The following is a 12334-nucleotide window of genomic DNA, read 5'->3' as shown; positions in this document are numbered from 1 at the left end:
CAATCAATCCTTTATTTTAGTCGTGCACCATCTAGAAAATAGAAAGGTTTTAATATCGGCAGTTCTTTATCTTCGTTAAAATCATTTGGACAATAACCATTGGCAACATACTTGGTGGATAAAATATCCATCGCCATATAAGTTTCAGCTGCTAATTGACTGCAAAATGCTTCGTTATCCGGCGTAGGTTTATTGTAGTGTTTGCCATCCACGTATCCCTTAAGCAAACCCTTCGTATCTGGAAACGATTTATCATGAGCTGCATAAATAAAGTTTTTCAATTTTTCAAGTTCTACATCATCCAAAGCTCTACTTATGTATTTCACCTTGAAATGTGTATCGAAGTGATTTACAAGATCCACTCTTATGCGTTCTTCTAAAGAGATGAGCATGGCGCCGTTATCTTTTGGCGCTTTGTTGATGACATCTTCAATACCATCACCAGAAGAAGTGGATTCCCAAATTAGAGGGTCACGTCCTGTTAAGCCTATATCCTCAGGTATAACCACCATCCCCACATGAGACCAGTAAGACCACTCAATAATTTCAATGAGTTCACTTGTTGGAGCCACCCCGTGAAACAACATCAAATCTCCTGTTTTTAAACTGTCTTTAATGTCCGAATACGCTATTTCTCTCACCATTACAATCATCCTTTCTATAATAAAATTTTATGGATAAAACATCCGCCTACTTCATTATTTTACCTATTTTTAATTCTGCTGTAAATCACTATATTGCCAGCATCGTAACAATTGATTTTATTTCTTCCAAATCTGGGTTAATCTCAGTGACTTCATCATAAAGTGCCGGTTCTATCGATTCGTTTGAAAACACAACGACAATTTGATCTATCAACACGTGATTATAGCCTTCATAGCTGGACAAATCTGTATCCACAAAGGGAATCTTCTGTATTTTTTTTATATACACTCGAAAAGATAAACTGTACAGATTGAATTCCAATAAAAATTTATCGTATATTTTTTCTATTTCATATTCAGGTTTTGGTATATAATTGCTTTCATATAGCTCTTTATGAAGTAGTTGTCCCATAACGGGGCCCACACTGTTAGTGAGCATTTCTATCATGGAGACTTGCGTCTCATAAAGCCGCTGTTTTGTTTGAGTTACAACAACGACACCTAAAGGTTCTTTCATGAACTGATTGATGAAAATAGGCGCTATGATGAAGCAATTTATCCCGGAGTGTAAGTTTAAAAGCACCTCTCCATACTCTGCTCGAATTTCCCCGATTGTATAATGCACCTTGATCTCATTTGTTATTTGTGATCTGATCAATGCCATGATTTCTGTTGCATTGTCTTCCTCTAAATTGCCCACGCAACCTCTGAATTGGTCTTCTTCACCGTAAAAAGTGACAAGCATACCAGATTCAATGCCAAAAGTCAGCTGCATCATCGTTAGAATCATATCTGAGAGTTCACTCATCGTTTCAGCAGAATTGATGTTTTTAATGATTCTATTTGTAGTGTTCATGGTATTGAGTTGCAATCCAAGTTGTTCATTTTGTGCTTTGATCAATTCAAACTGATTTGCATTGGTAATTCCAATGTACATGATGGAAGCTATATCTTTAATGCGTTCAAGTAAACTCTCATCATAAACCCTTTGAGCCATGGGCTTTCCTATGGTTATAAAGCCCAATATCTGATGATGTACAAGTAACACCACATACTCTGCAGATAGCGCTTCGAACTTTGAAGCGTCCAAAAACAGTTCTGATAGCTTATCCTGTGCCTCACTATACTTAAATATCACCTGACTGTCTATAGGTTCCAGCGTTTTAAGCTTAAAGGTATCAAAATACTTATGATGATCTATGAGATTTTCATAAGATTGGATCTTTATTAAATTTTCATCGGAATCGTAAATGCTTATACTGGTGACACTACTTGTGGTAATTTCCCGAATAGCCTCTATGCTCAACTGCAATATTTTTTCAACATCTAATTCCAAAAGCAATAATCGCATGGATTGCGATAGTGAATTCAAGTTGAAAATCCGCCTATCGATCTCCATTCTCAGTTGAGCCCTTTCTATATATCTTGATGCTTTTTCAAGTGATAAGTTCATGAGAAAGTTAAATCGCGTCAAAAATTCAGAACTGAGAATACCATTTGGCACGCTATCCGTACTCATTATAAAACCATACAATTGATCGTCAATAATCAGCGGCAGGATCTTCGAGACAGCGGCATTATCCAATATTGCCTCATCAAAATAGCGTGCTTGAGTTCTTCTATCCATAAGCAAAAAGCCATTTCTAACAGCGAAGTCATCATGCTTAAATGTCTTGGCGATCACAGGCAATGGTATTAAATAACCCTGTTGAAATTTTGCGCTGAACTGGTTAAAGGCATCATCATAGGTATAAATTACAGAAGCGCTTGGCTTCTCAATCGTATTAAAGATATTAAATCCATATTCCACAATTTGCTCTAAATGAAGATTTTGAGAAAAGAAATCTATGCTACTTAACAGAGAGTCGTAATCTCTTTTTTTATCATCCATCATAAAATCTCCCTACTTTTAAACATCAATCTGCCACATGTATACGATTATCTTTGACGTAAAACGAGCAATTCATGGTCTCAACAATACTTCTTTGGAGTGTTTTCAATTCCATCATCGTTTTTGGATAAATCGACTTGTGTATCTTTATTTCACCCTCTCCCCGAGTTCTTAGGATATCCTCCAGCTTCTCAGCCTTTCTAGATAAAAAACCCAGATCATCTAGCAACGTTTGATAGTTTTGAACCAAAGCCCCATAAGTATTTTTTGCTCTATCATCAAGACGATCCATGTTGGTTTCAAATATTTCAAGCTTGCGTTTCATTCTATTCGCAGATGAAAGCAAATCTTTAAACTTTAATTTCATTGCATCGAGTTCCGCTTTGATGTCAATGCGTTCAAAACCTTCAACATTGACAATGGTTTGCCTTTCCTGAATGTTGCCAATAGAACCAGATACAATTTTATGTTTTGCATTGATTTTCCCACCCACTACTTTACCCTTTTTAGGATCGAGAAAAACTTTATCCGCTTTTAAAAAACTGTCAAAAGCATATAAGGCCACATGAATTTCATTGCCAGCTTCCAAATAACCTTCATTTACAAATTTGACAAATATAGAATCTTTTGCGATTATTCGACCTTCATTTTTGCCATTGACGCCCCCTTGAATAAACACAGACCCGTTACTGGAAACAATTCTCCCCACTGCACCAACACCAGTTGCACCTTTAATATTTATATCTCCAGTCGCTTCCACCACAAACTTGTCTTGGACAGTGCCGCTAATGGTAACACTGCCGTCAAATCTGATATTGCCCGTTTCATAATCCACATCACCAGAAATGATTAAATGGTCTTCAACTTTGATCTTTTCACCCTCGAAGTTAACAGCACCATTCTGTTTAGCTCTTAAAACAAATTTATCCTTTTCAAACCGTTCTTCCACCGTTTTGGGATCGTATTTTAAAGTGTAATCGCGTCCAAACCGCGCTGGAATTTTATTGCCTTTAACCGTCACACCGTCAATACCAGATTGAGGCAAAGTCTTCTCTCCAAGCCAATCCCCCTTGCTCACATTATCAATAATATTGAGTTCATAATAATCCGTCGTCTCATTTTCATTTGTCTTAGGTTGTTTTGGCGTCACTTTATAATAAGCATATTTTGAGTCTTCACCAGCAACAGGTGGAATACCTTTTGCGATCTCAATCTTTTGACTGTTTAAAAGTGCGCCTTGAAAGCAGTCCGTTTGAATGCCAGCGCAAATGCCATTCGCCTCTAAAAGTTCTAAAATTTCACTCACAACAAGCTCTTTAGAAGTCTCAATTTCAGACAAAGAGATATTGAGTTTTACATATGCCGTCATTTCATCCTTTGAAACTTCAAGTTCCACACGCGGCTTTAAAGTCCCAATAATCACATGAGCATTATCTGCCGATTTTAAGGCCCCTTGTAACTCTGAGAAAGAAGTCACTTTTACTTGAGGTAATTGCTTTAATACATCATTAAACTGGTAGACGGTAACGCCCTTTTCGATCACTTGTATGTATACTTGTTCCTCTTCAACAGAGAGTATAAATTGATTTGATTTGTATACAACGGTCACTTCTTCCACCCCTTTCTTATCCAGCTATATTGATACAATTATATCACAATTAGCATATAATTTTGAAGTTTTAAACATTTTTGTTGTCTTTTTTTAACGTTTTTTTTACATGAATTCGTCCTATTAAATGAATCACTCTACTAAAATAAAAAACGCCTCTATTCAAACCCAATAAATTTAGGATGCATAGAGGCATTTTATCACACTGCCTATTTAAATATTCTATTTTTGATTTAAGGCTTTATCTTCCAAAAATGATTTCATATGTTGTCGCGTTTCATGTGCCATTTTTTCCGAGACAGATTCCGTCCATGATGCTCTTTTCTTCCCATGAGTGCGCTCAATATAGTAATTTCTAATGCGTTCATCATAAGCATTCATAAGAGATTCATCAGCTTCTTTATAGACCTCTTCATGAAAAATAACGTCTCTGGGCAATCTCTCTTTTGGCCCTGGCGCATGATCTGGAAAGCCTAGACACATGCCGAAGACTGGATAAACCTCTTCAGGCAATCTTAAGAGTTCAGAAACCCTCTTGGGGTTATTTCGAATACCCCCGATAAAAACACCTCCAAGACCAAGAGATTCAGCCGCAAGAATTGCATTTTCAGCAGCGAGTGCAGTATCTACTGTAGCAATAATGAAACTTTCTGTATAGCCGCTTTCATAAGGCACATCATGCTTTTTACAGGCCATACTTAACCGATGCAAATCTGCACAGAACACAAAGAAAGTAGGTGCACTTGTGACATATTTTTGATCTCCTGACAATTGAGCAATTTCATTTCTAACGACCATGTCCCCTATTGAAACAATACTATAAGCTTGTAGAAAACTAGAAGTTGATGCCATTTGCGCCGCTTCTATGATTTCGTCAATAAAATTTTTTGGGATGGGGTCTGCTTTAAATTTTCTGATGGATTGGTGTGATTTTAGTAATTTTAGGGTATCATTCAATGTTTTCATCTCCTTTACAAAAAAACCTCACTGAGCGTCTCAGGAGGTTTCTATCCTTATTTATATTCTTCCAGTTCATTGACATTTTCTTTAATGGTTGCAAGTACTTTTTCCATATTATATTCTACTTTTTTCATAATTTCTTCCGCATAATCATACGATCCCACGCGAATATCTTCCGCTTTTGCCTCAGCATCTTTAATAATCTCTTGGGCTCTTTTTTCAGCTAATCTAACAATCTCATGCTCATTGATCAGCTCTCTCATCCTAGAATCAGCCGCCATGAGCATTTCTCGCTCTTTGCTCTTTGCAAGCTCTAAAATTCTCAGTTCTTCACTTTGAGCATTGCTCAATATTTCTTCAGCCATTCTATTGGCTTCCTCTACAATTTGATTCTTTTGGGACTTAATCCATCTCACATGCTGATATTCATCTGGCAACATCACATTAATATCTTTTAAAATATTCAATAGATCATCACGATCAACCAATATTTTACCAGTTAAAGGCACAGTTGGGTAACTCTCTAATTTATCTTCAAACTCTTCAAGCAATTCCAACACTCGCAACTCCAATTTCTCTTTGCTCATCATTTAGCCTCCTATTTTTTGGAATATTGCATCTTTGACTTCTTCAGTCACAAAATCTGAAATATCACCATCAAAGCTTGCGACTTCTTTGACGATACTCGAACTCAAATACATGTACTCCGTCCGAGTCATTATAAAAACTGTCTCAATTTCTTTACACAATTTTTGGTTCACACTTGCCATCTGAAACTCAGACTCAAAATCTGAGATGGCTCTCAGGCCCTTTACAAGAATTCTAGCCTCTTTGACCTTTAAATAGTCAATTAATAGCCCCATGTGCTTATCCACAGAGACATTGGGCAAGTGAACCGTAGTTTTTTTCAAAAGATCCATTCTCTCATCAGGCGAAAACATGGGACTTTTACTCTGATTAAACATCACCGTGACAATCACATGGTCAAAGAGTTTACTCGCACGTTCTATAATATCTAAATGCCCTTTGGTAACCGGATCAAAACTTCCTGGATAAACTGCAATTTTCACGCCTGCCTCCTGTATATAGAAATACCAATCTTTCCGTATTTTTTTGTCTTCACTAATAGGAACTGTGTACCATGATTTAATGCTTCAGCATCTTCAATATCATGTTCAACAACTATTATACCACTTTCACCGAGCAAATTATAGCGTTCCAATTGTGTCAAAGTTTTTTTTACATGACCTTTTAAATACGGCGGATCCATGACAATAACATCAAACGGTTCCCCTCTATAAGTCTCTAAAAAACGATAAACATCTTCTGACAGAATCCGGGCTTTCTCACCGAAAGCTGCCTTTTCTATATTTTTGTCAATGATCCGCTTGGCCTTTAAATTGTTTTCACAAAACACAACTTGATCGGCGCCTCTACTGATCAGCTCAATACCAAGTGCTCCAGATCCCGAAAATAAATCGAGGCAAACAGCACCATAGATTTGATTCTGAATCATGCTGAACAAGGCTTCCTTTACACGATCTGTAGTGGGTCTTGTCTCTAAGCCTTCTATAGTCTCCAGCGTCATGCCTCTTGCACTGCCTGAAATAACTCTCATTTTTCACATCCCAATTTCTATTATACCCATTACAAAGTAAATGTCTCATTAATCTCAAGTCTGAGTTTATCAACATACTGAATCATTTCTCTATTTCCAAGCTGATACTCCGCAATTACTATTTTAACATGTTTTTGTGCTTCTAAAAGTATTTTTTTATGTTTTGATAAATCTGCCAATTTGAGTTCTGGCAAACCGTGTTGCCGCACGCCGAAAATTTCACCAGAACCTCTGAGTTCAAGATCCTTGTCAGCAATTTCAAAACCACTGGTTTCATTGACCATGGTTTCTATCCTTGCCTTTGCTTCCTTGGACAATTTTTCACTCAATAAGAAACAGTAGGACTGATCATCCCCTCTTCCCACTCTGCCTCTAAGCTGATGCAATTGAGACAGTCCAAATCTTTCAGAATTTAAAATAACCATAACAGAAGCATTCGGAACATTTATGCCAACCTCAATCACCGTTGTAGAAACCAAAATTTTAATTTCATTATTTTTAAAAGATTCCATTATCAAATCTTTATCTTTGGCTTTCATCTTACCGTGTACAATGCCCACGGCATAACGATCAAATCTCTCTTTAAGCGCTTCATAATGTGCCGTGGCTGATGTTAAATCAAGCGTCTCAGAATCTTCAACCAACGGGCAAACAAAGTAAATCTGCCGCCCTGCCTCGAGCATTTTATGAATAAATCCATACATTTCTTCAAGCTTTGAGGGCTTTACAAAGTGTGTTTTGATTGGTTTTCTGCCCTCTGGCATTTCATCCACAATAGAGACATCCATATCCCCATATAGAATTAGAGAGAGTGTTCTTGGAATAGGCGTTGCAGACATAATAAGCACATGGGGATTATGACCTTTTTGCGAAACAATTGTGCGCTGCCTCACGCCAAAGCGATGCTGTTCATCCGTTATGACGACCCCAAGATCTTTGAACACAACATCTTCTTCCAACACAGCATGTGTGCCAATGACCACATCTATATGTCCAAGTGTAATTTCAGATTTTATGCGTTTTTTTTCCTTTGCCGAAACACTAGAATCCAAAATTTCAACTGCATAGGCCTCATCAAAATATTTTTTAAAACTCTCATAATGTTGTCTGGCCAGTATGGCAGTGGGTGCCATGAGGACACCTTGCTTGCCGTTTTTCAATGCAATTAATAAAGTTAAAAAGGCCACTATGGTCTTTCCAGATCCAACATCTCCTTGGATTAAGCGATTCATAGAATTGCCTGACTTCAAATCTCTTTTTATATCTTCAAGTGCCTTAACTTGTGCATTCGTAAGTTTAAAGGGCAAAAGCGTCATAAAATCGGATATTTCCTGATCTGCTTCAAGGCAATCCGCTTTTGCTTTATGATAATTGTTCTTGAGCACGATCAGTTTGAGTTGCAATGTAAACAACTCCTCATATATCAAACGGTAGCGCGCCACTTTTAAGGTTTGCTCATCTTTAGGTGAATGAATATGATAAAGGGCTTCCTTTAAAGCACAAAGTTTGCCTAAGCCAATTATGGATAGTGGCAACGTCTCTTCCACCATAGGACTCAACAACCCGGCTACTTGTTGATGCATACGCACGAGATCTGATTGATAAAGGCCTAAAGTCGAAGCGTACACAGGGAGAATAGATAAAAATTGTTTATCATGCTCTCTTGCATATTCCGGGTGCATCATCTTGAAAAAAGCACCCATTTTTTCGATTTTACCAAAAAAATAGTAAACCTCATTGGGTTTAAAAAAGGACTTGATATATTGTGGTGAAAAGAAGACAATCTCACCTTGATGAAAACTATCCGCGACATCCAAGATCATAATTTCCTTTTGAGACTTATTCACCAATTTGAATCGAATATTCAAAACCTTTGCCATTATGGTCACATGTGCTTGATTAGGTGCTTCTGAGATGTTAGCAATTTTCCTACGATCAATATATCTCATAGGAAAATCATAGAGGACATCTCTATAAGTTGACAATCCAATCTTTTTCAGTTTAGCCGCTTTTTTATCGCCAATTCCCTTTAAATTATTCAAAGGCATATCAAACACTTTATCACCTCTCATGCGGTAAATTCACAAGATCACTCTACAATATCGAAGGACATCCTATCTAAAACGCACTCAAATCAATTTGAGTGCGTTAAAAAGTAACTTTTATTCAACCGAAATAACATAATAGTAGAGCGGCTGTCCTCCACGGTAGGTTTCTACTTCAAAATCACCGTATTGCTCTTCAATAAGTTCCGCTAAAGCCAACGCATCCGCTTCCATAACATCAGCACCATAATAGATCGAAATAATTTCTGAGCTCCCATCCACAGTATGCTCAATCGCCTCCATGATGACATCCGTCTGAACTTTACCTGATGCTTTAATTGCACCATCGGCCACAGCCAAGTAATCGTCTTTTTCAATGACCATATTATCAAATGTTGTATTTCGGACCGCATAGGTCACCTGAATGGTCTTAACCGTTTTGAGGCTTTCCGTCATAGCCATATGATTTGTTTCTGGCATTTCCTCTTTGTTGAAATTAAGCATGGCTGTTATACACTGCGCCATTGTCTTAGACGGAATCACATAAACGTCCTTTTTGCTCAATACCCTTGCCTGTTCTGCAGCCATTATAATATTACTGTTGTTTGGAAACAGAAAAATATGTTTTGACGGACACTTCTCTATCTCTCTTAAAAAATCTTCTGTACTCGGATTCATAGTCTGTCCACCAAGTATCTTACCAACTATCCCAAGATCACTGAAAATAGATGAAAAACCATCACCCATAGAAACCGCTATAAAGCCATAATCTTCTTCATACGGGAGTACTTCTTCAACTTCTTGGACAGTCTCTTCAGCGGCCACATCTTGCACCTCTTGATGATGATCTATAATATTGCTGTGTTGATCCTTCATATTTTCAATTTTAACTTTTTTGAGTGCACCATATTTTAAAGCTTCTTCAAGTGCAATACCAGGATTATTCGTATGAATATGCACTTTGACGAGATCTTCATCCTGAACGAATACCAAGCTGTCTCCTAAACCTTCAATGACACCTCTCAGCGCATCCCCTTGGATATGATCACCTTGAATGATGAACTCTGTACAATAAGAAAATACAATATCTTCTGTTGACATGAAGTTTTGAGCTGGCGCCGGCGCTTCTGCACTTTCTATTTTAATCGCTTCAAAAGTGGACTCTTTGCCTAAAAAGGCATCATAGCAGCCGTTTAGAATGCATAAAAGGCCTTTGCCTCCAGCATCGACAACACCCGCTTGTTTCAACACGTCTAAGTACTCTGGTGTCTTTTCAAGTGTCTCTTCACCACGTTTAATCAATATATGCAAAAGTTCATCTATTGCAACCTCTTCTTCCGTGTATTCCATTGCCTTTTCAGCTATTTTGCGAATTACAGTTAAAATCGTTCCTTCTACCGGTTTGAGCACTGCACTGTAGGCCGTATCTGCAGCATCCTTTACTGCATGGCAAAATTCTATAGAATTTAAACTCACTTTACCTTTACAACCCTTTGCAAACCCTCTAAAAATTTGAGATAAAATAACGCCAGAATTGCCTCTTGCGCCCATCAGAGACCCTTTTGAAATTGCCTTTGAAACTTCTTCAACCGTTTCGTAAGATTGTTTAGCGACAACTTCAATCGCTGAATTCATCGTCAATGACATGTTCGTTCCAGTATCACCATCAGGCACTGGAAATACGTTAAGCGCATCCACCAAGTCCTTATTTTTATTGAGTTCATATGTGCCTTGCTTAAACATCTTACTAAGCAACTCTGCATCGATTGTCTTTAATTCCACGTCTATTCCTCCTAGTTACTCTTGAACGCGTACGCCTTCGATATTAAGATTAACCTCGAGAACATTTAATCCAGTGAGGTTTTCAACGTTATATTTTACTTTTTCAATGATATTTTCAGCTACGACAGAAATCTTAGTTCCAAATTGAATGATCACGTATAAAGTAACAATCACACCTGTTTCCTCTACGGTTACTTCCACCCCTTTTGAAAGGTGTTCGCCCTTTAGAATTTTTGCAAGTCCGCTTCTTGCAGATTTATACGTCATGCCTACCAAGCCATAGCATTCCATCGCTGCAAGGCCTGCAATTGTTGAAACTACATCCGCATCTATAATAACATCGCCTAATTCATTTTGAATTTTGATTGACATATTATGCCCCTCCTTCTATTTAAGAGTATTCAATCATTTAATCTAATTTTATAGCAATATCTATCCAATATCAAGAAAATAAGCACTTCTTCCTATAAATATTACAAAAAAGATTAGAATTAAGGTATTTAAGACTTGAAATAAGCGTCCGTCTCTGATAAAATAAATTTGTTATGTTAAGAGTAATCACTCGAAGGAGGTGTCATAAATGGCAAGAGCATGTGAAATCTGTGGCAAAGGTAAAGTATCTGGAAATACTGTCAGCCACGCTAACAACCATAATAGAAGAACTTGGTCTCCAAACTTAAGAAGCGTTAAAGCATCTATCAATGGCGGTACTAAGAGAATCAAAGTGTGTAGTAGATGTTTACGTTCTGGTAAAGTTGAAAGAGCAGTATAATTGAACCCGTAAAATCAAACACAGAAAGCAAATCATATGATCATGAGTCATATGATTTTTTTTTGCATTTTTTGACACTTCAAAATTGAGCCGCTCTGCTCACCTTGTCTATAAAAGTCTTAATGACGGGATTTTCATCCGGCACCTTCCTTGATGCAATGGCAATTCGTCTATAAACGGGTGGTCTTAAAGACTTTACAATTACGCCTTCCATCTGCTCATTTCTTATGGATAATTCCGGTACAATAGAGACTCCAAGCGCTTCTCTCACCATTTGTATAATGGTACTTACATGATTTACCCTATACGATATTTCTGGTAGAGCCCATCCGCCATCTCCTTGAATGCCATTTTCTAGAATTTCCAATACGAAGGGTTCGCAGCCCCCATTGGACATGATAAAAGGCTCTCCACCAAGTTGTTTTAAATCCACAGATTTATAACGACTTAATGGATGCCCTTCAGATAAAATCACTTTCATTTCATCTTGAATCACATATTTGCTGTAATATTTCTCATTGGGAAGTGTTATAAAAGCAATGTCCACGACGCCTTCATCAAGCCATTCTATAATTTCTTGGTCGGTCCCTTCAAATAATGCAATTTTCACCTGAGGATAAATCTCATTATATGTCCTGATTATTTTGGGCAAAATAGATGAAGAAATGCTTGAAAAGACGCCAATTCGAATTGTACACTTGGGCAATTTAACCTTAGTTTCAACCGATTCATAAATTGCATGGACATGTTTATAAATAGCTTGCATGTGCTCGTTGATTTCAGATCCACTGGCCGTCAACTCAATGCCTTTTTTGGATCTTTCAAACAACTTCACGCCCAAGTCTTTCTCTAGATTTACAATTGCGTGACTCACTGCAGATTGAGTCATGCCTATATCTTCACCTGCCTTAGTAAAATTCTTATATGCCACTGTTTTTAAAAATATTTCAATTTGATTTAAAGTCATGAATAACACCCCTATACATGATTAATAACTCATACTATATATGATA

The 12334-nt window shown here is 37.4% G+C and carries 12 protein-coding genes; 1 reads left to right on the top strand and 11 read right to left on the bottom strand.

The window, feature by feature from the left end; genetic code table 11:
• Positions 1-11: 11 nt before the first annotated feature.
• The 10 genes from ISU02_RS01105 to ISU02_RS01060 form a co-directional block, all read right to left on the bottom strand.
• Positions 12-644 carry a hypothetical protein gene (locus ISU02_RS01105; RefSeq protein WP_228727692.1) on the bottom strand — a complete coding sequence of 211 codons (633 nt, stop codon included), beginning with the start codon at positions 642-644 and terminating at the stop codon, positions 12-14.
• Between the two features lie 88 nt (positions 645-732).
• The gene (locus ISU02_RS01100) at positions 733-2535 is read right to left on the bottom strand and encodes a hypothetical protein (RefSeq protein ID WP_194699936.1); all 1803 of its coding nucleotides are present in this window, start codon (positions 2533-2535) and stop codon (positions 733-735) included.
• Positions 2536-2560: 25 nt separating this feature from the next.
• Entirely contained in the window at positions 2561-4144 is a 1584-nt protein-coding gene (locus ISU02_RS01095; protein WP_194699935.1) for a DUF342 domain-containing protein, read from the bottom strand.
• A gap of 222 nt (positions 4145-4366) precedes the next feature.
• Positions 4367-5101, bottom strand: a complete 735-nt coding sequence (gene nfsA, locus ISU02_RS01090) for an oxygen-insensitive NADPH nitroreductase (protein ID WP_194699934.1) — start codon at positions 5099-5101, stop codon at positions 4367-4369.
• A 56-nt stretch (positions 5102-5157) separates the two neighbouring features.
• Entirely contained in the window at positions 5158-5691 is a 534-nt protein-coding gene (locus ISU02_RS01085) for an ATPase (protein WP_194699933.1), read from the bottom strand.
• Positions 5692-5694: 3 nt separating this feature from the next.
• Entirely contained in the window at positions 5695-6174 is a 480-nt protein-coding gene (coaD, locus tag ISU02_RS01080; RefSeq protein WP_194699932.1) for a pantetheine-phosphate adenylyltransferase, read from the bottom strand.
• Positions 6171-6722, bottom strand: coding sequence for a 16S rRNA (guanine(966)-N(2))-methyltransferase RsmD (gene rsmD, locus ISU02_RS01075; RefSeq protein WP_194699931.1), 552 nt, complete (start codon positions 6720-6722; stop codon positions 6171-6173). Before rsmD ends, coaD begins: the two co-directional genes overlap by 4 nt.
• Before the next feature lie 29 nt (positions 6723-6751).
• Positions 6752-8770 carry an ATP-dependent DNA helicase RecG gene (gene recG / locus ISU02_RS01070; RefSeq protein ID WP_228727707.1) on the bottom strand — a complete coding sequence of 673 codons (2019 nt, stop codon included), beginning with the start codon at positions 8768-8770 and terminating at the stop codon, positions 6752-6754.
• Between the two features lie 114 nt (positions 8771-8884).
• A complete protein-coding gene (locus ISU02_RS01065) occupies positions 8885-10549 on the bottom strand; it encodes a DAK2 domain-containing protein (protein WP_194699929.1) in 1665 nt (554 codons plus the stop codon).
• Between the two features lie 15 nt (positions 10550-10564).
• The gene (locus ISU02_RS01060) at positions 10565-10921 is read right to left on the bottom strand and encodes an Asp23/Gls24 family envelope stress response protein (protein ID WP_194699928.1); all 357 of its coding nucleotides are present in this window, start codon (positions 10919-10921) and stop codon (positions 10565-10567) included.
• A 208-nt stretch (positions 10922-11129) separates the two neighbouring features.
• On the opposite strand from ISU02_RS01060, the gene rpmB reads away from it, so the two are divergent.
• Positions 11130-11321: a 50S ribosomal protein L28 gene (gene rpmB, locus ISU02_RS01055; RefSeq protein ID WP_194699927.1), complete on the top strand. Its 192-nt coding sequence runs from the start codon at positions 11130-11132 to the stop codon at positions 11319-11321.
• Positions 11322-11400: 79 nt separating this feature from the next.
• Here the strand turns inward: rpmB and ISU02_RS01050 are convergent, their stop codons facing one another.
• A complete protein-coding gene (locus ISU02_RS01050; RefSeq protein WP_194699926.1) occupies positions 11401-12288 on the bottom strand; it encodes a LysR family transcriptional regulator in 888 nt (295 codons plus the stop codon).
• Positions 12289-12334: the final 46 nt, after the last annotated feature.

Source organism: Fusibacter ferrireducens (assembly GCF_015352425.1).
GTDB classification, from domain to species: Bacteria; Bacillota; Clostridia; order Peptostreptococcales; family Acidaminobacteraceae; genus Fusibacter_A; species Fusibacter_A ferrireducens.
The sequence above is the reverse complement of the archived record's forward strand: the minus strand, read 5'-3'. Positions and strand labels throughout refer to the sequence as shown.

Excerpts from the sequence above, each read along its gene's own strand:
- rpmB (WP_194699927.1), top strand. The coding sequence starts at position 11,130 with ATGGCAAGAGCATGTGAAATCTGTGGCAAAGGTAAAGTATCTGGAAAT.
- ISU02_RS01100 (WP_194699936.1), bottom strand. The coding sequence starts at position 2,535 with ATGGATGATAAAAAAAGAGATTACGACTCTCTGTTAAGTAGCATAGAT.
- ISU02_RS01085 (WP_194699933.1), bottom strand. The coding sequence starts at position 5,691 with ATGAGCAAAGAGAAATTGGAGTTGCGAGTGTTGGAATTGCTTGAAGAG.
- ISU02_RS01105 (WP_228727692.1), bottom strand. The coding sequence starts at position 644 with ATGGTGAGAGAAATAGCGTATTCGGACATTAAAGACAGTTTAAAAACA.
- ISU02_RS01050 (WP_194699926.1), bottom strand. The coding sequence starts at position 12,288 with ATGACTTTAAATCAAATTGAAATATTTTTAAAAACAGTGGCATATAAG.
- recG (WP_228727707.1), bottom strand. The coding sequence starts at position 8,770 with ATGCCTTTGAATAATTTAAAGGGAATTGGCGATAAAAAAGCGGCTAAA.
- rsmD (WP_194699931.1), bottom strand. The coding sequence starts at position 6,722 with ATGAGAGTTATTTCAGGCAGTGCAAGAGGCATGACGCTGGAGACTATA.
- ISU02_RS01060 (WP_194699928.1), bottom strand. The coding sequence starts at position 10,921 with ATGTCAATCAAAATTCAAAATGAATTAGGCGATGTTATTATAGATGCG.